Annotated in this window: 23 protein-coding genes; 22 read left to right on the top strand and 1 reads right to left on the bottom strand. The window is 57.7% G+C overall.

Annotated elements, in window-relative coordinates; all coding sequences use genetic code 11:
* The first annotated feature begins 82 nt into the window (after positions 1-82).
* The gene (locus tag ABIE63_RS14150; protein WP_354505157.1) at positions 83-289 is read left to right on the top strand and encodes a DUF6494 family protein; all 207 of its coding nucleotides are present in this window, start codon (positions 83-85) and stop codon (positions 287-289) included.
* A 41-nt stretch (positions 290-330) separates the two neighbouring features.
* On the opposite strand, the gene ABIE63_RS14145 is transcribed toward ABIE63_RS14150, so the two are convergent.
* A complete protein-coding gene (locus ABIE63_RS14145; protein WP_354505155.1) occupies positions 331-1,830 on the bottom strand; it encodes a hypothetical protein in 1,500 nt (499 codons plus the stop codon).
* Between the two features lie 462 nt (positions 1,831-2,292).
* On the opposite strand from ABIE63_RS14145, the gene ABIE63_RS14140 reads away from it, so the two are divergent.
* The 21 genes from ABIE63_RS14140 (at position 2,293) to ABIE63_RS14040 (ending at position 21,908) form a co-directional block, all read left to right on the top strand.
* Positions 2,293-4,251, top strand: coding sequence for an AMP-binding protein (locus ABIE63_RS14140; RefSeq protein ID WP_354505153.1), 1,959 nt, complete (start codon positions 2,293-2,295; stop codon positions 4,249-4,251).
* A 12-nt stretch (positions 4,252-4,263) separates the two neighbouring features.
* The gene (locus tag ABIE63_RS14135) at positions 4,264-5,106 is read left to right on the top strand and encodes an ABC transporter ATP-binding protein (protein WP_354505151.1); all 843 of its coding nucleotides are present in this window, start codon (positions 4,264-4,266) and stop codon (positions 5,104-5,106) included.
* A gap of 10 nt (positions 5,107-5,116) precedes the next feature.
* Positions 5,117-6,043 (top strand): branched-chain amino acid ABC transporter permease, encoded by a 927-nt coding sequence (locus ABIE63_RS14130; RefSeq protein ID WP_183417214.1) that lies wholly within the window; start codon positions 5,117-5,119, stop codon positions 6,041-6,043.
* Between the two features lie 17 nt (positions 6,044-6,060).
* Complete coding sequence (locus tag ABIE63_RS14125; RefSeq protein WP_183417213.1) at positions 6,061-7,137, top strand: branched-chain amino acid ABC transporter permease; 1,077 nt, start codon at positions 6,061-6,063, stop codon at positions 7,135-7,137.
* Between the two features lie 84 nt (positions 7,138-7,221).
* Positions 7,222-8,529, top strand: a complete 1,308-nt coding sequence (locus ABIE63_RS14120) for an ABC transporter substrate-binding protein (RefSeq protein ID WP_354505148.1) — start codon at positions 7,222-7,224, stop codon at positions 8,527-8,529.
* 92 nt (positions 8,530-8,621) lie between these two features.
* Positions 8,622-9,449, top strand: a complete 828-nt coding sequence (locus ABIE63_RS14115) for an ABC transporter ATP-binding protein (RefSeq protein ID WP_354505146.1) — start codon at positions 8,622-8,624, stop codon at positions 9,447-9,449.
* Between the two features lie 68 nt (positions 9,450-9,517).
* Positions 9,518-10,777, top strand: coding sequence for an AMP-binding protein (locus tag ABIE63_RS14110; RefSeq protein ID WP_354505144.1), 1,260 nt, complete (start codon positions 9,518-9,520; stop codon positions 10,775-10,777).
* 287 nt (positions 10,778-11,064) lie between these two features.
* Positions 11,065-11,703: a heme ABC exporter ATP-binding protein CcmA gene (gene ccmA, locus ABIE63_RS14105; protein ID WP_354505142.1), complete on the top strand. Its 639-nt coding sequence runs from the start codon at positions 11,065-11,067 to the stop codon at positions 11,701-11,703.
* The gene (gene ccmB / locus ABIE63_RS14100) at positions 11,700-12,365 is read left to right on the top strand and encodes a heme exporter protein CcmB (RefSeq protein WP_354505140.1); all 666 of its coding nucleotides are present in this window, start codon (positions 11,700-11,702) and stop codon (positions 12,363-12,365) included. Before ccmA ends, ccmB begins: the two co-directional genes overlap by 4 nt.
* Positions 12,366-12,622: 257 nt before the next feature.
* Positions 12,623-12,838: a heme exporter protein CcmD gene (ccmD, locus tag ABIE63_RS14095; protein ID WP_354505138.1), complete on the top strand. Its 216-nt coding sequence runs from the start codon at positions 12,623-12,625 to the stop codon at positions 12,836-12,838.
* Positions 12,835-13,287: a cytochrome c maturation protein CcmE gene (gene ccmE / locus ABIE63_RS14090; protein ID WP_183417206.1), complete on the top strand. Its 453-nt coding sequence runs from the start codon at positions 12,835-12,837 to the stop codon at positions 13,285-13,287. The genes ccmD and ccmE overlap by 4 nt, the downstream gene beginning before the upstream one ends.
* A complete protein-coding gene (locus ABIE63_RS14085) occupies positions 13,284-15,269 on the top strand; it encodes a heme lyase CcmF/NrfE family subunit (protein ID WP_354505135.1) in 1,986 nt (661 codons plus the stop codon). Before ccmE ends, ABIE63_RS14085 begins: the two co-directional genes overlap by 4 nt.
* Positions 15,270-15,280: 11 nt before the next feature.
* The gene (locus ABIE63_RS14080; RefSeq protein ID WP_183417204.1) at positions 15,281-15,829 is read left to right on the top strand and encodes a DsbE family thiol:disulfide interchange protein; all 549 of its coding nucleotides are present in this window, start codon (positions 15,281-15,283) and stop codon (positions 15,827-15,829) included.
* Complete coding sequence (locus ABIE63_RS14075) at positions 15,826-16,305, top strand: cytochrome c-type biogenesis protein (protein WP_354505133.1); 480 nt, start codon at positions 15,826-15,828, stop codon at positions 16,303-16,305. Before ABIE63_RS14080 ends, ABIE63_RS14075 begins: the two co-directional genes overlap by 4 nt.
* Before the next feature lie 84 nt (positions 16,306-16,389).
* Positions 16,390-17,163 (top strand): ABC transporter ATP-binding protein, encoded by a 774-nt coding sequence (locus tag ABIE63_RS14070; protein WP_183417202.1) that lies wholly within the window; start codon positions 16,390-16,392, stop codon positions 17,161-17,163.
* Positions 17,164-17,213: 50 nt separating this feature from the next.
* Positions 17,214-18,005, top strand: coding sequence for an ABC transporter substrate-binding protein (locus ABIE63_RS14065; protein WP_183417201.1), 792 nt, complete (start codon positions 17,214-17,216; stop codon positions 18,003-18,005).
* Between the two features lie 126 nt (positions 18,006-18,131).
* Positions 18,132-18,878 (top strand): ABC transporter permease, encoded by a 747-nt coding sequence (locus tag ABIE63_RS14060; RefSeq protein WP_183417200.1) that lies wholly within the window; start codon positions 18,132-18,134, stop codon positions 18,876-18,878.
* Entirely contained in the window at positions 18,878-19,669 is a 792-nt protein-coding gene (locus ABIE63_RS14055; protein ID WP_354505130.1) for an ABC transporter permease subunit, read from the top strand. The genes ABIE63_RS14060 and ABIE63_RS14055 overlap by 1 nt, the downstream gene beginning before the upstream one ends.
* Positions 19,670-19,698: 29 nt before the next feature.
* On the top strand, positions 19,699-20,682 hold the full coding sequence (locus tag ABIE63_RS14050) for an endonuclease/exonuclease/phosphatase family protein (protein ID WP_354505128.1): 984 nt from the start codon (positions 19,699-19,701) through the stop codon (positions 20,680-20,682).
* A 255-nt stretch (positions 20,683-20,937) separates the two neighbouring features.
* Positions 20,938-21,354, top strand: coding sequence for a response regulator (locus ABIE63_RS14045; protein ID WP_183417197.1), 417 nt, complete (start codon positions 20,938-20,940; stop codon positions 21,352-21,354).
* 77 nt (positions 21,355-21,431) lie between these two features.
* Positions 21,432-21,908: a molybdopterin-dependent oxidoreductase gene (locus ABIE63_RS14040; RefSeq protein WP_354505125.1), complete on the top strand. Its 477-nt coding sequence runs from the start codon at positions 21,432-21,434 to the stop codon at positions 21,906-21,908.
* Positions 21,909-21,912 lie beyond the last annotated feature (4 nt).

Here is a 21,912-nt window from a genome sequence, read left to right as displayed (position 1 = left end):
TGCTTTGAACGCCAAGCTTGGCAATTCTCGTAAAAGGTCCTACCTCTTACACTCAAGTCAGTAGGATACTCAGGAGACCACGATGAACGAAGATATTTTCAACATGGAAGTTCGAAAATTCCTGAAGAAGGTGGGGGTGACCTCGCAGCGGGAAATAGAGCAGGCCGTGCGCGATGGCCTGGAAAACGGACGCATCACGAGTGCGGACAAAGTGAAGGTAAAGGCTGTTATCACTATTGAAGGCCTAAGCGACGGGCACGAAGTGACCGGTGAAATCGCCCTCAGCTAGTCAGGCTTTTCCGACGTCCTGTTAGCCGGGAACTTTGGCGCCTACTGCGCACCGAAGACCGGGAGTCCATTAATCAAAACGGTCCCCTCTGGCGTCAGACGAATGGCAAAGGCCGTGGCTTCCGGCACCGTGGGGGTCGGCGTTTCCGGCCCTTGGGAGTAAATCATCATCATCCCCAGCGTGCCTAAAAGCGCTTGGCCGTTCTCTTGTTTCTGAGGGTCGCCGCTCACCACCATCTCCTGCGCCAGGGCCTGGAGTTCGGATATGCCCAGAAGTTCGAACACGAACCCGCCTTCGATGAAATAGGCAGCTGCTTCCGAGAGCCGAAATTCGCCGGTTCCCGCCAGCGCCATGATCTGATTGGAGAAGGATAACTCGTTGAGGAGCAGACGTGTGCCGCTGGCGGCCATGAGCCCGGCCATCGCTTCGCCCTCGAAGCCCCCCGTACCGCTGTCGTCACCTTCGAGGCCCTGATAAGCGGCATTGATGAGCATGTTCCAAAGCGCGTCGTTCGGAATGTCCAGAATCCCCAGGGACAAAGTGAAGCGGTCCGGGACCAGACGAGAATCAAGTCCCTCGAAGTCACCACTTGGCGACACCGCTTTTATACCGAGGAACGCCATATCGAATCCGGCGCTGCCCAAACCGCCGCTGCCCGGGCCCGCGTCATAGCGCCCGCCCAACCGCATCTCGTCGAGAGAAAAACTATTGCCCTCCTTGTCGGCGACACTCAATTTCTGAAGCTTCATTTCCATATCGCCGAGCCAGGGCAGCATCGCCCGAACATCATCACCCGTCATCTGTTTGAGTGCCGCTTTTCGGTCTTTGACGATGAGTCGCAAGTTATCCGCGGTGGCGCCGAGATTGACCTGCTTGGCGTTGCTGGCGGCGGCGATGCGGCCAATGGAGAAATCTCCCTGGTCGGGAGCCTTCAATGCAATGCCCAGAACCTCGAAGCTGGCCTTTTGATCAAATATCCCTTCGGAAAGCTCAACCGAATCCAGTATCACCGAGATGCGACCGGCCCCCATGGCGCCCGGTTCGTTCAGCGGCGCGAGGCCGGCGCTGGCGAACTCGCTGTCGAGTGACAGAAAACTTAGATATCGGGCCGACCACAGGCCGTCAAAGCGAGTCAGGTTGGCCGTCATCACCGCGCCACTGCCGTCGGCGTCACGCAGGGTCATGGCGTTCGGTAGTACGAGGTCGGTCATGCGATAGAGCTGATCGCCGGCCGGAGTCATTCGAAACGTGATGTCGCCGATTTCAAAGGCGCCGCCGTTCTCGCCTTCTTCGGCCATTCGAAGGTTGCGCAATAGGACGTCATAGCCATCACCCGCAGAAGTCACCTCAAGTCCATCAAGCCGGTAGACGTCGCCTAGCTCGGCGAACGTTAAGGCATTCTGCATATTGATGAATTCCCAGATCTCGCTACGCAGGCGGTCGGCGCCGGCCGAGTCAGCCTTCGCCACACCGCCAATCAGCGCGACCACCGCAAGAATGACCCAGGCAGTAAAAATGGTGAGTCTGCGCTGTATAGCCATTGATCAGCCCCTCTGAAATTTCCCGTCTTTGTGATTATCGCACGTGATTTCGTACTAAGCCACGCACGGTTTGAAGCAACGCAAGCGTGCGGCATGGAAGAAGTCGCCGATAAACATTGCTGGAATTTTGTCTTAACGTGTCTAAAAATCACTTAACGGGCGTTTACTTGTTAAGCGCCGCTTGACGGTTTGGCGTTGGCGCATTACGAACAGTGAATACAAGATCGGTCGAAAAAATAGACCGGCGGAGACCAGGGAGGCTTGCTCAAAAAAAGTGGGCAGCAGGGCAGAGGGTTCGTGCCGAACCTTTGCGCAGGGGTCTCCAGGACAGTTGAGGTTTCGGTGGGAACGCTAATCCGTTCTCGCGCAGGGATGCTGTATTCAGTGTGAAACAGCGGCGTTCCTGGTCAGCAATACCCTCAAAGAGGTGTGCTGACGACGACTTATGGGAGAACAGTGCTGATGGTACAGGGTCCGCTCGACAGCTTTCCCAAACTGCTTATGGACAATGCCGTGCGGCTGGGTGACAGCCCGGCGTCACGCGAAAAGATCTATGGCATATGGATGTCCTGGACGTGGCGTCAGGTCGCCGAAGAGGTGCGCGAATTTGCCGCTGGCCTGCATGCCTTGGGGCTGCGACGCGGCGACCGTGTCGCGATTGTCGGTGAGAACCGACCACGGCTTTATTGGTCAATGGTAGCCGCTCATTGTCTGGGCGCAGTCCCGGTTCCGGTTTACCAGGATTCCGTCGCCGAGGAGATGCAGTATGTCCTGGAGCATGCCGAGGTCAAATTCGCTGTAGTCGAGGATCAGGAGCAAGTGGATAAACTCCTTTCCATCAAGGAGAGACTGCCGGGTCTGGACGAAATTCTTTATCAGGATGAGCGTGGATTACGGAACTACGACCACAGCCACCTGCACGGCTTCGACAAGGTAAAGCAACTTGGGCGCGATAATCGCGAGATGGATGGCGCAACGCTCGATAGCGAGATCGCTAAAGGCCGGGGCGACGACATCTGCGTGATTCTCTACACCTCCGGCACGACGGGTAAACCCAAAGGTGTCGTGCTATCGAACGACAATGTTCTGGTGACGGCCAGGGCTTCGGCTGAGTTCGATAAGCTGGGCCCGAACGAGGAAACCCTGGCCTACCTGCCGATGGCGTGGGTGGGCGACTTCATTTTTTCCATGGGCCAGGCCTATGTTTGCGGCTTTTGCGTTTCCTGCCCGGAATCGCCGGAAACTATGCTGCACGATCTGAAGGAAGTCGGCCCGACCTTCTTCTTTGCGCCGCCGCGCATTTTCGAGAACCTGCTGACCACGGTCATGATTCGCATGGAAGACGCCAGTGCGATCAAACGTCGGGTTTTTCATAGCTTTATCGAGCATGCGAAGAAAGTCGGCGGTCGCATTCTGGACCACAAGGAGGTGTCCCTGCCCGACCGGCTTTACTATGCGCTGGGAACGCTGCTGGTGTATGGCCCACTGAAGAATACATTGGGAATGAGCCGGGTGCGGATCGGCTATACCGCCGGTGAAGCGATCGGACCGGAGATTTTTCAGTTTTACCGTTCCTTGGGCATCAACTTGAAACAGCTCTACGGGCAGACCGAGGCGAGCGTGTTCATCACGCAACAACCCGACGGCGAAGTCGGCGCCGACAGCGTCGGCGTGCCAAGCCCCGGGGTCGAGGTCAAGATCGCCGAAGATGGGGAGGTGCTCTATCGTTCCCCGGGCGTATTTCTGGAGTACTACAAGAACCCCGACGCGACCCGCGAAACCAAGACTGAGGACGGTTGGGTGCATACCGGTGATGCCGGCTTCTTCGAGGAAGACACCGGGCACCTGCGCATCATCGATCGGGCGAAGGATGTGGGGAAGCTGAACGACGGCTCGCTGTTTGCGCCCAAGTACGTAGAAAACAAGCTGAAGTTTTATCCCAATGTCCTCGAGGTCGTGGCCTTCGGCCATCAACGCGACTACGTGACGGCTTTCGTCAACATCGATCTCAATGCGGTGGGAAACTGGGCCGAGCGAAACAATATTTCCTATGCTTCCTATCAGGAATTGGCTGCGCATCCGCAAGTTAACGCTGCGATCAAGGAGCATGTGGAGGAAGTCAATCGGTCGCTGGCCGGTGATCCGATGCTCTCCGGTTCACAAATTCGGCGCTTCCTCGTGCTGCACAAGGAACTCGACGCCGACGATGGCGAACTGACGCGAACCCGGAAAGTGCGGCGGCGGATCATTGCCGAGCGTTATGGCGCTTTGATCGACGCGCTCTACGACGGCTCTACGAGCGTTCATGCGGAAACCGAAGTGACCTATGAGGACGGCCGCAAGGGCAAGATATCGGGAACGGTTGCCATCGTTGATGTGGAGACCTACCCGGCCGTCTCTAAACAGGACCAGGCGGCGTAGAGAGGGAAAAGCATGAGCCAGCAGGACGTCCAGCAAGCCACGAGCCCGAACAACGCCTCGTCCCCTGTGAAGGCCGAGCGCGGCCGTGACGTGATCATGGAAGTGAGAAACATCACCCTTCGCTTTGGTGGCGTGGTGGCCATCAAGGACGTCTCGTTCGATATTCGTGAGGGAGAAGTTCGCGCGATCATCGGACCCAACGGCGCAGGCAAATCGTCGATGCTGAACGTGATCAACGGTTTCTATCATCCGCAGGAAGGTGAAGTCTGGTTTCACGGCGAGAAGCGAAAAGCCATGAAGCCACATGAAATTGCCCGGCAAGGGATTGCCCGGACGTTCCAGAACATCGCTCTTTTCAAGGGTATGACGACTCTCGACAACATTATGACCGGCCGCCTGACGAAAATGAACAAGAACATTCTCTGGCAAACTATTTGGGCCGGACCGGCGGAACGAGAAGAGTTGAAGCATCGTGAGTTCGTCGAGCACGTGATCGACTTCCTGGAGATTCAGCATATTCGCAAGACGCCCGTGGGGCGCTTGCCTTACGGCCTGCAAAAACGGGTCGAGTTGGGGCGTGCGCTGGCGGCGGAGCCGAAACTGCTGCTGCTGGATGAACCGATGGCGGGAATGAACGTCGAGGAGAAGGAGGATATGTCGCGCTTCATCCTCGACGTGAACGAAGAGTTTGGGACCACCATTGCACTGATTGAGCACGACATGGGCGTGGTGATGGATATTTCGGACCGGGTCGTGGTTCTGGATTATGGGCAAAAGATCGGTGACGGCACACCTGACGAAGTACGGAGCAATCAAGCTGTGATCGACGCCTATCTCGGCGTTTCTCACGATTGACGGGGGAATTATGATCTTTTTCATCGAAACGGTGATTTCGGGTCTGATGGCAGGGGTGATGTACGCCCTTGTTGCGTTGGGATTCGTGCTGATTTTTAAAGCCTCCGGGATTTTCAACTTCGCGCAGGGCGTTCTAGCGCTCTTTGCGGCTTTGACCCTGACCGGGATCATGGACAATTTCGGGCTTTCCGCCTGGATAGCGATTCCCTTGACGCTTGGCGTGATGGTGCTGCTGGCGATCCTCATCGAGCGCCTGGTGTTGCAGCATCTCGTTAATCAGGAACCCATCATTCTCTTCATGGCCACCATCGGCCTTGCCTACGTGCTGGAGGGAATTGGCGATATTCTCTGGGGCTCAAACGTCAAGGTGCTGGACGTGGGGCTGCCCAACGGCGCGTCCGACTGGATGCTGGATAGTTTTGATATTTACGTCGAGAAGCTGGAGGTTGCCGCTGCTGTTACCGCCACGATCCTGGTGATCGTGCTGTCGATCTTCTCTCAGTACACGCGCATCGGCCGGGCTCTCCGGGCCGTGGCGGACGATCACCAGGCCGCGCTTTCGGTCGGTATCTCGCTGCGCACCATCTGGGTCATCGTCTGGTCGATCGCGGGGTTTGTCGCCTTGGTCGCGGGCATCATGTGGGGGTCCAAATCCGGCGTGCAGTTCTCGCTGTCGCTGATTGCCCTCAAGGCTTTGCCGGTTTTGATATTGGGCGGTTTTACCTCGATCCCGGGGGCCATCGTCGGCGGCTTGATCATCGGCGTCGGCGAGAAGATTGCCGAAATCTATCTGGGGGAGGTGATGAGCGCTCTCTTCAGCCTGGACCGGAATATATTCTCCGCCATCGAGAACTGGTTTGCCTACGTGCTGGCGCTTGGTTTCCTGCTGTTCCGACCGCAGGGACTATTCGGCGAGCGCATCATTGAGCGCGTTTGAAAAAGGGAGCTTGAAACTTGCTTTACCGTGAAACCGGCGATTTCAAGACATCCTACCGGGCCGACCAGCAGATCTTTCCGATCCTGCAGGACCGCGTGGCCTTTTGGGCCGTGCTGGCCGTCGCCTTCTTCGTCGTGCCTTTGGTGATTGACGACTACTGGTCGAACGCCATCATGCTGCCGGTTCTGATTTATGCCCTTGCTGCCATCGGGCTCAATATCCTGACCGGCTATTGCGGCCAGGTATCGCTGGGCACGGGCGGCTTCATGGCTGTAGGCGCATACGCGAGCTACAAACTCATGACTGCCTTCCCGGAGCTCAATATCTTTTTCATTGTGTTGCTGTCAGGCGGCGTCACGGCCTTGGTGGGCGTGATCTTCGGTTTGCCGTCATTGCGGATCAAAGGATTCTATCTGGCGGTGGCGACCCTGGCGGCGCAGTTCTTTCTGGTCTGGCTGTTCAACAAGGTGCCCTGGTTCTACAACTACTCGGCAACGGGGCAAATCGCGGCACCCGAGCGAACCGTGTTCGGTTACGCGGTAACCGGGGCCGAGGCCGCACCCTGGGCCACCTATCTGTTCTGTCTCGTCTTCGTGACGATCCTGGGTTTTGCCGCCAAGAACATGTTGCGAGGGCGTGTTGGGCGCGCCTGGATGGCAATCCGCGACATGGACATCGCAGCAGAGATCATCGGCGTGCCGCCGCTGCGTACCAAGTTATCAGCCTTCGCTGTCAGTTCCTTTTACGTGGGTGTTGCCGGGGCACTCTATTTCGCGGTTTGGTTCGGCGCGGCCGAACCGACGGAGGCCTTTGGCATCAATCAGTCGTTTTTGGTGCTGTTCATGATCATCATCGGTGGCTTGGGATCCATGTTGGGTTCTTTCCTGGGCGCCGGTTTCATGGTCTTGATGCCAATTCTTCTAAAAACTGCGATGGTTGGCGGCCTGGGTATGCAGGCGGTGACGGCCAAGCACATCGAAATTACCTTGATCGGTGTGCTTATCATCTTCTTCCTGATCGTCGAGCCGCACGGTTTGGCGCGGCTCTGGGCGATCGCGAAGGAAAAACTGCGGCTATGGCCATTCCCCCATTGATAGGGTCATCGCTGGAGATAAAACTTAAACGATAACGGCAAAAATGCTGAAATTACGGTCATCAAACCCAAAGGGAGGAAAAAGATGAACCTCAAGAAACTGACACTAGCCATAGCGGCTGCCGCATTTGCGGCTCCGTTGATGGCCTCTTCAGCGGGTGCCGAACTGGTCATCCCGTCCTTTACCTACAGAACCGGCCCTTATGCGCCGAACGGCATCCCCTTCGCCGACGGTTATGCCGACTACTTCAACCTGCTCAACGAGCGCGACGGCGGCATCGAAGGCCAGAAGATCAAGGTCATCGAGTGCGAAACCGCCTACAACACGCAGCAGGGCGTGGAGTGTTACGAGAACACCAAGGGCGAAGGCACGCTGGTCATCCAGCCGCTGTCCACGGGCATTACCTATCAGCTTATCCCGAAGGCGACCTCGGACAAGATTCCCGTCCACTCGATGGGTTACGGTCGCACCTCGGCCGCTGACGGGACGGTCTTCCCCTATGTCTTCAACTTCCCCGGCACGTACTGGGATGCAGCTTCGATCATCGTCAAGCACATTGGCGCGACCGAGGGCAGCATGGACAACCTGAAGGGAAAGAAGATCGCACTGGTCTATCACAACTCCGCTTATGGCAAGGAGCCGATCCGTACCCTTGAGGAGCTTGCCAAGAAGCATGGTTACGAGTTGATGCTGTTGCCGGTTGACCACCCGGGTCAGGAGCAGAAGGCGACTTGGCTCCAGGTTCGTCGCGACCGTCCCGATTGGGTCGTGATGTGGGGTTGGGGTGTCATGAACCAGGTGGCTATCAAGGAAGCCGCATCCGTGCGTTTCCCCATGGATCGCTTCGTCGGTGTCTGGTGGTCGGCCTCCGAGAATGACGTGTTGCCCGCTGGTAAGGAAGCCGACGGTTACAAGGCCGTTGCTTTCCATGCGCCCGGCACGAACTTCCCGCTGTTTGCCGATTTGCAGAAGTACATTGTCGGCGCGGGCAAGGCCGCCGGTGATGGCAGCCATGTCGGCGAAGTTCTCTACAACCGAGGCATGGTTGCGGCTCTTTGGGCATCCGAGGCGATTCGGACGGCCATGAAGATCCACGGCACCATGAATGTGACGCCGGATATGGTGCGTGACGGCTACGAAGCCTTGGATGTGGACGAAGCCCGTCTGGCCGAGCTTGGCCTGCCGAACTTCACCGTTCCGGTCAAGGTCACCTGTGCGAACCATGGCGGACCCGGCTTGGGCGCGATCCAGCAGTGGGACGCCAACAGCCAGACCTGGAGCCTGATCACCGGGTATGTGCCTGCTGATCGTGAAGTGGTGGACGCCCTCATCGCCGAGGATTCTGCCGCCTTTGCCAAGGAAGCCGGCATTACGCCGCGCTCCTGCAACTAAGATGTCATTGGCGCCGCTCCTGCTTTCGGGCAGGGGCGGTTGCCACCCTGACAAAGTATCGAATCTGAACGACGACGCCTGGAGTATCGCGGATGGCTGAACAGACGGCGCAACGGAGCGAAATGCTCCTCACCCTCAACAATATCGAGGTGATCTACAATCACGTGATCCTCGTGTTGAAGGGTGTCAGCCTTTCCGTGCCCAAGGGCGGGATTACGGCGCTGTTGGGTGGTAACGGCGCCGGCAAGACGACGACCCTTAAAGCCGTATCCAACTTGTTGCGCAGCGAGCGCGGCGAGGTCACGAAGGGCACGATCGAATACCGCGGCGAGAAGGTGCAGTCGCTTTCGCCGTCCGATCTGGTCAAGCGCGGCGTCATCCAGGTCATGGAAGGTCGGCATTGCTTCGAGCATCTGACCATCGAAGAGAACCTGATGACCGGTGCTTACACGCGCCGCGACGGCGCGGCGGAGGTCCAAAAGGACCTTGAACTGGTTTACTCTTATTTTCCCCGCCTCAAGGAGCGCCGCAAATCGCAGGCAGGCTATACTTCGGGCGGCGAGCAACAGATGTGCGCCATCGGACGCGCTTTGATGTCCAGCCCGGAGACGATCCTACTGGACGAGCCTTCCATGGGGCTGGCGCCGCAGCTGGTCGAAGAGATTTTTGAGATCGTCAAGGATCTCAACGAACGCGAGGGCGTATCCTTTCTGCTGGCAGAACAAAACACCACCGTGGCGTTGCGCTATGCTCACTACGGCTACATTCTGGAATCAGGCCGTGTCGTGATGGACGGTGAGGGAGCAGCCCTGCTGGAGAATGAGGACGTCAAGGAGTTCTACCTGGGGCTTTCGACCGAAGGGCGTCGCTCCTACCGTGATGTGAAACACTATAAAAGGCGTAAGCGCTGGCTATCCTGACGTTCGGAGGTCAGTGGCGTTCTGGTCTACCGGGACGCAGCCGCCGCCGTATCGAGGGAGAGCGAATCATGACGGAATCATCCGCGTATTACGACGATCTGGAAACCCGCGACCCGGAATTGCGCGAAGCGGCCTTGCTATGGGCGGTCGCGCGGCAAATCGAGCATGCCAAACGCAACTCGCCCTTTTATGCGAACCGGCTGGCCGGTATTGATCCGCATCAGATGATTAGTCGCGATCTGCTGGCCGACGTGCCGGTCACGCGCAAGCATGAACTGATCGAGCTCCAGCTTTCCCAGCCCCCCTTCGGCGGGCTGGCAACACTGGCGGCGGGACAGGCGGGTCGCGTGTTCGCTTCGCCCGGCCCCATCCACGAGCTAGAAACCGACGATGGCGACTATTGGCGCATGGCGCGGGCCTTTCACGCGGCGGGCCTGAGGGCAGGCGATGTGCTGCACAACTGTTTTGCCTATCACCTGACGCCCGGTGGATGGATCATGGACAGCGGCGCAAGAGCATTGGGCTGCGCTGTTTTTCCAGGTGGCACGGGGAACAGCGAGTTGCAGGCCGCCGCCATCCAGCAATATCGCCCTGTCGGCTTTGCAGGGACGCCCGATTTCCTGAAAGTAATTTTGGAGAAGGGGGACGAGCAGGGGTTGGATTGCAGCAGCATCAAATGCGCATTGCTTTCCGGCGGTGCTCTCTTTCCGCAACTGCGCGAATACTACCAAGGCCGCGGCATTGCGACGTTGCAGTGCTACGCAACGGCCGATTTGGGGTTGGTAGCTTACGAGACCCTCGATTCCGAGGGTGAGCTTTGTCCCGGAATGGTGCTGGACGAAGAAATTTTTGTCGAGATACTGCGGCCGGGAACCGGTGATCCGGTTCCCGATGGTGAGGTCGGCGAAATCGTCGTTACGACCTTTAACGCCGCCTATCCCCTGATTCGTTTTGCCACCGGCGACCTCTCCGCGATCCTGGCGGGTACGAGTCCTTGTGGCCGCACGAACCGTCGCATCAAGGGCTGGATGGGCCGGGCCGACCAGACCGCGAAGGTCAAAGGCATGTTCGTTCATCCCGAACAGGTTGCCGTGATCGTTAAGCGGCATGAAGAGGTCCTTCGCGCCCGTATGGAGATCACTCGATCCGGCGACCAAGACGAGATGGTATTGAAGGTTGAGGCCGCCAAAGCGTCGGAAGGCCTGGCGGATGCCGTCACGGCCAGCCTGCAGGACGTCGCAAAAGTGAAGGGCAAGGTTTCCTTGGTGGAGCCCGGGACCCTGCCCAATGACGGCAAGGTGATCGATGACCAACGTAAGTACGATTAAGTGAGGCTGGTTTGGGTTCGAGAAAAATCACATTCTCGCCCCAATTGCGACCAAGAGCCGTCACCTTCACTCTCTACCTTGTTTAGGTAACAGAGGACTTCCCCTCTCTGTGAGCGAGGCAGCGAGCCAGCCTCTCAGCCCTCCCCCCAAGTCGGGCTGGTGCTGTCAAGAAGGCGGAACTTGGACCCCGACCCCAAGTTCCGCCTTCAGTTTTTCTTGCTTCCTTCGCCTCCCTGCGCCATGCCATGAAGTGTTGAGAACAACGACGGTCGGGGAGACGCCGAACCATGGCGCTATTTGAAGGTCATAATCTGGTGTGCGAACGCGGTGAGCGTTTGGTCTTCGCCGGATTGGACTTTGCGGTCGACCCTGGGGATGCCTTGCTCTTGACCGGACCGAATGGCAGTGGAAAGTCCAGCCTGCTGCGCCTGATGGCGGGTCTGTTGAAGCCCGTCGCCGGGGACCTCCGCTGGGAAGGCCGGGACCTTCGCACGCATCGCGAAGGCTTTCTTGAGAATTTGCAATACCTTGGCCACTTGGAAGCCGTAAAGGCGGTCCTCGATCTCCGCGAAAATCTGCGGTTCTGGGCGGGGCTGAGAGGCGTCGATCTTTCCGACACTGCGGTTTATACGACACTCCGTGCCTTTGGCCTGGAAGACCTTGCGGATTTGCCAGCAGGTTACCTTTCCGCAGGCCAGAAGCGGCGTCTTGCACTTTCAAGACTGCTGGTCGGAGAGGCTCGGCTCTGGTTGTTGGACGAACCGACGGTTGGGCTTGATCAGGCTTCGGTCGCCAGCCTGGTTGCGCAGGTGGAAAAGCATCGGTCAGAGGGGGGCTGCGTCATTGCCGCCACGCACTTGGATTTGGGGTTGAGCGCGCCACGCCATCTCGCTCTGAATCGCATTGGCGGGGTTGGCGCGGCGTGAAAGCCTTTTCCCAAATATTGTCGCGCGATTTGAGATTGGCGCTGCGCCAGCGCGGCGACGCGGCGATGGTCTTGCTCTTTTTCATCCTTATTGCCAGCCTCTTTCCTTTCGGGGTGGGACCTGAACCAAAGCTCCTGGCGCGTATCGGCGCAGGGGTCGTCTGGGTTTCCGCTCTACTTGCCATGCTGCTGTCGCTGGAGCGGTTGTTCCTCGCCGACTATGAAGATGGTTCGCTGGAATTGATGATGCTTGCCCCTTTGCCCCTGGAGGCGGTTGTTCTCGCCAAGGCGCTGGCACACTGGCTCACCAGCGGGCTCCCTCTAGTGCTCGCGGCGCCTGTGATTGGGCTTATCTACAATATCGACCAGACAGGGTACCTGCCGCTCGTCACCGCTTTACTGCTTGGCACGCCGCCCTTAAGCCTTCTCGGTGCGATCGGAGCGGCGCTAACCCTGGGCGCCCGACGCGGCGGGATTTTGATCCCCTTGCTGATCCTGCCGCTTGCCATACCGGTCTTGATCTTTGGCATCCTTGGCGTGGAGGCCGCACTGGGCGGTTTTGCCGCGCGTCCCTTCTTGCTGCTCCAGGGCGCTTTGCTGCTCGCGGCCTTGCCTCTGGCGCCGATCGCCGCCGCCGCTGCCTTGCGGCAAAGTCTGGAGTAACGGTATCTTGACTAAATCCTCCGGATGGTCTTGATCTCAAGGGCTGGCGTTCTGGCTATGATTGATTAAGTTAGAGATGTTCCTGGGGATTGGAACGCTTTGGTCGATGACCAAATATTACAATTAAAGCCCAGCAGCGACTTCGCCGATGCTGTAGAGAGCGGGTCGAACCTCAAACTTTGCTAAGGGTGCTGACCGTGGGTGTTTCGCCTTTGCGCGATACTGAGGCAGTGATCTACTGTGGGAGCGTGTAAAGAATGGGTGGCTATGCCGTATTCATCTGGGCTGCGTTGCTGATTACCGCAGCGGTGATGATCGGTCTGCTGGTCATCAGCCTGAAAGAGCAGAAAGCGGGTGAACGGAAGCTGCGCCAACTTGAGGCGCGTTTGCCGCGCAACAGTCGCGCTGTCCGAGGTCGGAAAGCCAGCGATTCCGATCAGATCTTGAATCAGAACGAAGAGACGCAGGAATGACGCGTAAAAATCGGCGCCTGATGTTTGGCGCGCTCGGTCTGAGCGCGCTGTTCGGCGCCACTGCCTTGGTACTGTTGGCGCTGCAGGAGAATATGATGTTCTTCCGCAGTCCCAGTGATCTCGCGAGCGGATCGGTCAATCTTGAGCGCGCCATCCGACTTGGCGGGCTGGTTGAGCCGGGGTCAGTGGTCAAGAGCGACGGGAATGCCGAAGTCACCTTTCGGATCACGGACGGACAGGCCAGCATCCAGGTCGATTACCGGGGCATCCTGCCCGATCTATTCCGGGAGGGGCAGGGCGTGATTGTCGAGGGTCGCATGAGCCCGAGTGGACAGTTCGCGGCCGATGAAGTTCTGGCAAAGCACGACGAGAACTATATGCCCAAGGAAGTTGCCGACGCCTTGAAAGAAGGCGGGCATTGGAAAGGTGAGGAAAGCGCGACCCAATGATCCCCGAGATTGGACATTTCGCGCTCATCATGGCGTTGGTGGTTGCACTGCTGCAAGCGGTGCTGCCGCTCTATGGAGCGCAGCGCGGAAAACCTAATCTCGTGGCCTTTGCCGGACCAGCGGCCTTGGCGCAGCTACTGCTCCTCATCATCGCCTTTGGCGCCTTGACCCAAGCCTATGTGGTTTCCGATTTCACGGTTTTGAATGTCGTGGAGAATTCGCATTCGGCCAAGCCGCTGCTTTACAAAATCTCAGGCGTTTGGGGAAACCATGAAGGCTCCATGCTGCTGTGGGTCTTGATACTGGCGTTGTTCGGTGCGTCCGTCGCGGCCTTCGGCGGTAATCTGCCGGATGGTTTAAAGGCCCGGGTACTCTCGGTTCAGGCCATGATCGCCGTTGGATTCCTGGCCTTTTCGATTTTTACCTCCAATCCTTTCGCCCGGGTGTTCCCACCACCGCTTAACGGACGCGACCTCAATCCACTGCTGCAGGATCCGGGATTGGCCTTCCATCCGCCAATGCTCTATTTGGGCTACGTCGGATTTTCCATTGCCTTTGCCTTTGCCGTCGCCGCGCTGATAGAAGGTCGCGTGGATGCGGCGTGGGCGCGTTGGGTCCGTCCTTGGACGTTGGCGGCCTGGATGTTCCTGACGGGCGGCATCGCGCTGGGGTCCTGGTGGGCCTACTACGAACTCGGTTGGGGTGGCTGGTGGTTTTGGGACCCTGTCGAGAATGCTTCCTTCATGCCCTGGTTGATGGGAACGGCCCTCCTGCACTCCGCCGTAGTCGTGGAAAAGCGCGGGGCTCTTAGAGTCTGGACGATCCTTCTTGCCATCCTCACGTTCTCGTTGAGCCTTATTGGCACCTTCATTGTGCGGTCGGGGTTGCTGACATCGGTGCATGCTTTTGCTACCGACCCGGCGCGCGGGCTTTTCATTCTCCTGCTGCTGGCGATAGCCATCGGCGGATCATTGACACTTTTTGCCTGGCGGGCGCCTGACCTCAAAAGCGGCGGTCTTTTCGCCCCGGTCAGCCGCGAAGGCGGGTTGGTCCTCAACAATCTATTGCTGGTGACGGCTTGCGGCACAGTCTTACTGGGCACGCTCTATCCGCTGTTGCTCGAGGCGGTCACAGGGGACAAGGTTTCGGTCGGTGCGCCTTTCTTCGAGGCAACCTTCGTGCCAATCATGACCCCTCTGGTTCTCCTTATGGGGCTGGGGCCGTTGCTCGCCTGGAAGCGTGCGGATCTCGCCGGGGTCTTGGGGCGTTTGAAGATGGCATTGCTCCTGACCGGCATCGTCTCGCTTTTCACGTTGTACCTCTACAGCCAAGGGCCCGTCATGGCCGTGGCTGGAATGGCCGTGGCCGCCTGGCTATTCTTTAGCACCCTGACGGAATGGGCCGAGCGTGTGCAGTTATTCCGAGCGTCTTTTGGAACCAGTTGGCGGCGTGCCGTGAACTTGCCGCGCTCTTCTTATGGAATGACGCTAGCGCATGCGGGCTTGGCGATAGCGATTGCCGGGATGGTTGCGTCCTCTGCCTGGAAACTTGAGGAAATTCGCATCCTTTACCCAGCGGAAAGCGTGACACTTGGTAGTTACAGCTACGAGTTTGTCGGGGTTACGCCGGTCCGCGGCAAGAATTATAGCGCCGAACAAGGGCGCTTTCGGGTGACACGTGACGGCGCGAAGGTCGCTGACTTGTTCCCCCAGCGGCGCATTTACGATGTGGGCAACCGCCAGACGACCGAGGCGGGAATTCATACGACCGGACTGGCCGATCTTTATAGCGTTCTGGGCGATCCTGACGGCAAGGGCGGCTGGACGGTGCGCCTCTATCACGAGCCATTGGTGCCCTGGATTTGGGCTGGGGCGTTGATCATGGTCGCGGGCGGGCTAGTATCGCTTTCCGATCGCCGGTTGCGCGTCGGCGCGCCCAGTCGATCTAAGAAGGCCATCAGATCGGCCCCCTCGGGCGCTTAAGGGAAAGAATCATGCTCTTACGTCGTATCCTCTTAATCGCTCCGCCGGTCGTTTTTGGTGCTTTGCTGAGCATATTTGCCTGGGGGTTGCTCGCTGACCGGGATGTCGGCCAGGTCCGCTCGGCCTTGATCAATAAGCCCATTCCCGAGTTCGTTCTGCCGCCGGTCGAGGGCACCGGCAAACCCGGGTTCTCCTCAAACGACCTGCGTGGAGAAGGGGTGAAGCTGGTCAATATATTCGCCTCCTGGTGCATTCCTTGTCGTGCCGAGCATGTGGTGATCACGCGACTGGCCGAGCGCGAGGGCTTGGCGGTCTACGGATTCAACTGGAAGGATAAGCCGGAGGAAGCAGCCGCATGGCTGTCGGACCTGGGCAACCCCTATCGCGCTGTCGGTGGCGATCTGGAAGGGCGAGTTGCGATCGACTGGGGAATTTCCGGAATTCCCGAGACCTTCATTATTGATGGCGACGGGACGATTCGTTACCAGCATATAGGCCCGTTGGTTGAGGCCGATATCGCCAAGAAGATCTTGCCAATCGTTCGGGAAATCGGCGGATGAAGGGCGTTGCCCTCGCTCTGCTGCTGATAACGGCGTCTATCAGCGGCGCGGCTTTTGCGGTGGAACCGGGAGAAATGCTTTCCGATCCCCAGCAAGAGGCTCGCGCGCGCGAAATATCAAAATCCATTCGCTGCGTGGTGTGCCAGAATCAAGACATCGATTCTTCCAACGCCGACTTGGCGCGCGATCTGCGGATCATGATCCGAGAGCGTATCGTAGCTGGCGACAGCAACGGCGAGGTGCGGGACTTCCTGGTCGCTCGGTATGGTGATTACGTGCTGTTGAGGCCGCCAGTCAAGCCGAGCACCTACGTGTTATGGTTTGGTCCCTTGGTCTTGTTGCTGTTGGGCGGCCTGAGCGTATGGGTATATCTTCGAGGCCATCGGCCAGTGGCCAGCGCTTGTGCGCCTTTGCCTCTTAGTGATGAGGAACGCCGTCGGGTCGATCAGATCCTTGGGCGCGGCGAAAAGGATTAAATTCCTTTTGCAAGGCCGTGCTGAGCCGTCTAAGTTTCAACTATAAAACAAAAACTACAGGCCACAGGGAGGCCGTACATAGGCATGGCGAATGGCCAGCCGGCATTGATTGTCGAAGACGTCCATAAGCGTTTCGGTGATCTGGAAGTATTGAAAGGAATTGACGTCACCGCCAACCAAGGTGACGTGATTTCCATGCTTGGGTCCAGTGGGTCCGGTAAATCCACGTTCCTGCGCTGCATCAATCTTCTGGAGACACCGGAGCAAGGACGCGTCGTCGTAGGCGGCGAAGAAATTCGCATGGGCCTGGACCGGAGAGGTCGGCCGATCGCAGCCGACTCCAAACAGGTTGACCGCATTCGCTCGAAGCTTGGCTTCGTGTTCCAGAGCTTCAACCTCTGGACACATATGACCGTGCTTCAAAACGTGATCGAGGGGCCGGTCCAGGTATTGGGTAAATCCAAGCCCGAGGCAATCGAGACCGCCAAGGAAGTTCTGAACAAAGTTGGCCTTTCCGACAAGCTTGACTATTACCCCGCGCACCTTTCCGGCGGCCAACAGCAGCGTGCCGCAATAGCCAGAGCTTTGGCGATGGAACCGGAGGTGATGCTGTTCGACGAACCGACCTCGGCATTGGATCCTGAGTTAGTTGGAGAGGTGCTGCGCGTGATGCGGCAACTCGCCGAGGAAGGGCGGACCATGATCGTGGTAACCCACGAAATGGGGTTTGCGCGGGAGGTCTCCAACAAGGTTATTTTTCTCCACCAAGGACGGGTGGAGGAGGAAGGCGCGCCCGGTCAGATGTTCACGGAACCGAAGACCGAGCGTTTTCGTCAGTTTTTATCCAGCCATCTCTAATGGTTAGGGTGGCACTTTGACTGCGAACCATCACGGAGGAAAAAAAAGCCATGAAGAAAATCGCAGTTGCAAGCGTGGCCGCGTTGGCGGCAATGACTGTTGCAGGGCAGGCAATCGCAGGGGCATGCCAAGGGATGGATGTGCGTGTAGGCACCGAAGGCGCCTACCCTCCGTTCAACTCAATTGACGATGCCGGTAATCTGGTCGGCTTTGATATAGACATTTCCAACGCCTTGTGTGAGTCGGCAGGGTTGAACTGCACCTTCATCACCCAGGATTGGGATGGCATCATTCCGGGGCTTCAGGCCAAGAAGTACGATGCGATCATTGCGTCGATGTCGATTACCCCAAAACGTATGGAAGTCGTCGACTTCACCGGCAAGTACTACAACACGCCGGCCAAATTTGTGGCGGCCAAGGACTCCAACTTCGATATTTCTCCGGACGGGTTGGCCGGGAAGGTCGTCGGTGTGCAACGTGCCACCATCCACGAGGATTTCCTGCGCGCCACTTTCCCAAAGGCCGAAGTACGTAACTACGGCACTCAGGAAGAGGCCAACGCGGACCTAGCTTCCGGTCGCCTGGACTTGGTGATGGCGGACTCCGTGGCTCTGTTGGACGGTTTTCTTGAAACCCCCGATGGTGAGGGCTTCCAGTTCGTGGGGCCTGACTACAACGATCCGAAGTTCCATGGCGAAGGCGCTGGTATTGCCGTTCGCAAGGGTGAAGACAAACTGAGAGAATGCCTGAACGAGGCCATTTCCGACATACGCGCCAAGGGCATCTATCAAAAGATCAACGAGAAGTACTTTGATTTCGACGTCTATGGCGCCGAGAGCTGACGTATGAAGTAACGTTCGGAGGCGGGTATTGCAGCCACTGCGAGCCCGCCTCCACTATTTCCGGCGTTCAAGAGGCATCATCCTGCCTGGGCGCCACGCCGTAATCTGGGAGATTAAGCAGGAGCCATGGAGGAATTCGTCCTTTCCCTGCCATTGATTGGCCCGTTATGGGAGTCGATAGACCTGTTCTATCGCAGCCGTGCCGATCAGTTGATGGAGGGCTTGAGGATCACCCTCATGACGGCGTTCTCGGCGCTCCCCTTGGCTGTTCTGCTGGGGCTGCTGGGTGCTTGGGCAAAACTATCCAACAGCAAACTGGCCAACACCGTCGGTAGCGCTTACACGGTAATCGTGCGCGGTGTACCGGAATTGGTGCTGATCATCGTCGTGTATTACGGTGTAACGCAGGGAATCCAAGACAGCATCACCGCCCTGACCGGCGAGGATATTCGCATCGACCTCAATCCCTTCGTCACCGGAACCTTGACCCTGGGGACCGTCTACGGGGCCTTTATGACAGAGGTTTTCCGCGGCGCCTTCCAGTCCCTCGACAAGGGGCAGGTGGAGGCCGCGCACGCGATCGGCATGCACCGTATCAAGACGTTCTGGCGAATTATGCTGCCCCAGGTATGGCGCTTTGCGCTGCCAGGGATCGGTAACGTCTGGCTGGTGCTTGTCAAGGCCACCGCACTGATGTCGGTTGTGCAGCTTGATGAGTTGATGCGCATGGCCGATGTGCATGGGCGTTCGACCCGCCAACCGTTCTTGTTCTTTATCACGGCAGCCTTTCTCTACCTCGCGATTACGGTGCTTTCGATCCGCTTGCAGCACTGGGCCGAGGTTTGGGCCAACCGCGGCGTGAGGAGAGAGTAATGCCCGATATCTCCTGGCTGCCGATGATCGATTGGGGAGATTATTCCGGCTGGGGTCCGCTGACCTATGAGTATCTGGGCCGTTATTCCAGAGGATTCATGGTCACGCTGGGCGTGACATTCTCGACGCTGCTTGTCGGGTTTTTCATTGCCATACCGGTCGCAGTCATGCGTCTGTCGCGCAACCCGCTGATCCGCGTGCCCACCTTTGCGTACATGTTCTTTTTTCGCGGTACGCCGCTGATCGTGCAACTTTATCTGTTCTATTATGGCTCGGGGCAGTTTCGGCCCGAACTCCAGGACATGGGCATCTGGTGGTTCTTCAGGGAGCCTCTCTACGTCAGTCTGCTGGTTTATTTGCTGAATACGACGGCTTACACCGCGGAAATCTTCCGCGGCGCCATTCAAGCAGTGCCATTTGGCGAAGTTGAAGCGGCGAAGGTCATTGGCATGTCGTCCATGAAGCGCTTCCGCCGGATTATTTTCCCCAAGGCGATTCGTATTGGTTTCCCGGCCTACACAAACGAAGTGGTGTTCCTGTTCCAGGCCGTGGTGATTATTAGCCTCGTTACCGTCATGGACCTTTTCGGGGTTGCGCGTGCGGCGCAGTCTTATTCTTATCGAATTTACGAACCACTGTTCTTCGTCGGGATTGTTTACCTGGCCTCGTCCTACGCGATCTTCTACTTCATGGGACGGGTAGAAACCATGATGATGCGTCACGTACGTGATCGCAGCGATGTCGAGGCTGCCAAGGCCCTTACAGCCAAGAAGACCTTCGCCTTGCGGTAGCTGCCTTTTCAAAGGAAAGCGGGCTGTCCATGAAAGTCAGGTTGGCGACCTTTAATTTGGAGAACCTGGATAGTGGGCCCAAGGCTTCCGCGCCGGTGGAGGCGCGCTTCTCGGTCTTGCGTCCGCAGTTGGCGCGTTTGAATGCAGACGTGCTGTGCTTCCAGGAGGTCAATGCCCAACGTATCCTGTCGGCTGATCCGCGTAGCCTGGATGCGCTCAATCAGCTTCTCGCAGATAGCCCCTACCAGAACTTTCACCGGTTGGTTACGGCCCATGATGATGGGTCTTTGCTAGATAAGCACAACCTCGTGATCATCAGCCGATGGCCGTTCCTGGAGCGCCGACAGATAAAGGAAGAGCTGTTGGAGCCGCCGCTATATCAGACACGTGTAGAGCCGGACGCTGGGGCCAAGGCTGTGGGCTGGGATCGGCCCTTGCTTGCCGGCTTGATCGAATTCCCCACGATGCAGCGGCTCTGGGTTGTGAATTTGCACCTGCGCGCGCCTCTGGCGGCAGCGTTGCCCGGCGAGAAGAGCGGCAGTTTTTCCTGGAGCAGTGTTTCAGGTTGGGCCGAAGGGTTCTTTCTTGCCAGCATGAAGCGTAACGGTCAGGCGTTGGAGGCTCGGCTTTTCGTTGAGGAGGTGCTGTCTGCCGATCCCGATGCTCTAGTGGCTGTTTGTGGCGACCTCAATGCGGAGAGCGAAGAAGTACCCTTAAGGATTCTGCGTGCGGATCTCGATGATACGGGCAATGGGGCTTTGTCCGGCAAGGTCCTGACGCCATTGGAACGCGTTCTTCCCGATTGGCGCAGATTTAGCGTCATTCATGCGGGGCGCAAAACTATGCTGGATCATATACTGGCGTCGCGCAACTTGCTGAATGCATTCAGCACAATCGAAGTGCATAACGAGGCGTTGGGTGACGAACTATCCGCTTATGCGTGCGTCGGGCAAAGCCCAGAAAGTTACCATGCGCCCTTGGTTGCCGAATTTGACATTTTAGACGCGGATTAGATGCGGAAAAAATTGGGCGGAAACCGGTGAGGGTTCCCGCCCAGGCGACGTGAAGAAGAGCAATACTATGACTGCGAAGTAAGTATGCGATGGCTTTGTCTCGACGCAAAGAGTTCTGCCGTTAAATTTTGTTAAGCTATCTATGGTTGGCTATTCGATAATCAACCATTCCGCTAATGCACTTACCGGCCACACTTTTGTTTGGGTGTCGTAGAAGGTAGAGTCATAGTGTTACGGATGGGGTTTGGGGGCCACATGAAGAGAGCTGGCGTTCGTATTCTGCTGGTGGAGGACGAAGTCGAAGTTGCGGAAACCGTCTCAGACCTTCTGACGGCTTTGGGGCATGAAGTAGCCGTTGCCAACGACGCGGAAACGGCAATCAAGCTATTGCGTGAAGTTCCACCTTTTCAGGTGCTGGTCAGCGATATTGTCATGCCCGGGTTGTCCGGCGCCGAATTGGCGATGGAGGCGCGGCGAATTGCGAAGGATATTCGCGTCGTCCTGACTTCGGGATACAGCGCCAGCGTTGTGGAATCAGCGCGCCGCGAAGTACCCGGTTGTTGTTATCTTCCAAAGCCCTACAGCATGAAGGAGCTATCGGACGTTGTCGAAGCCTGCCTTGGCAGGAGCGATCCGGTGCAGACTCAAGCGATCCCGACCGGTGGGGCATGATGCGTAGCGGCGTTGGAGCAACAATTGGCACTTTCAGTTCATCGCTGCGGATGCTGATTTTTGCGGCAATTTTACTGATGACCACAAGCGTCATTGGACCCAGTAATGCGGCTGCTCAAATCGCCAAGCCCACCGGTGATACCATCCTGGAGATTGATGGCGCAATCGGCCAGGGAAACGATGGCGACCGCGCGGTTTTCGACCTCTCGATGCTGGAAAGCTTTCCAGCGGATATCGTGCGGACGATGACTCCCTGGACGGACGGCGTGCAGGAGTTTCGAGGTGTTCGGTTGGTGAATTTGCTGCAGGCCGTCAAGGCACGGGGCACGTCGGTGGTGCTTACGGCATTGAACGAATACAGCATCACCTTGGATTTGCCGCGCTACCTTCCCTATCAACCGTTGATAGCCTACCAACACAACGGCGCGGAGATGCCGGTTTCCGAAAAAGGCCCGTTGTGGCTGGTTTTCCCGCAGGATGATAATCCGGCGATCGACCGGGCGGATGTGCATGACCTGTGGGTCTGGCAGCTTTACCGCATTACGGTCAGGTGAAGCC

Origin of the sequence: Limibacillus sp. MBR-115, from assembly GCF_040549425.1 — a bacterium.
Taxonomy (GTDB): Bacteria; Pseudomonadota; Alphaproteobacteria; order Kiloniellales; family CECT-8803; genus Limibacillus; species Limibacillus halophilus.
The sequence above is the reverse complement of the archived record's forward strand: the minus strand, read 5'-3'. Positions and strand labels throughout refer to the sequence as shown.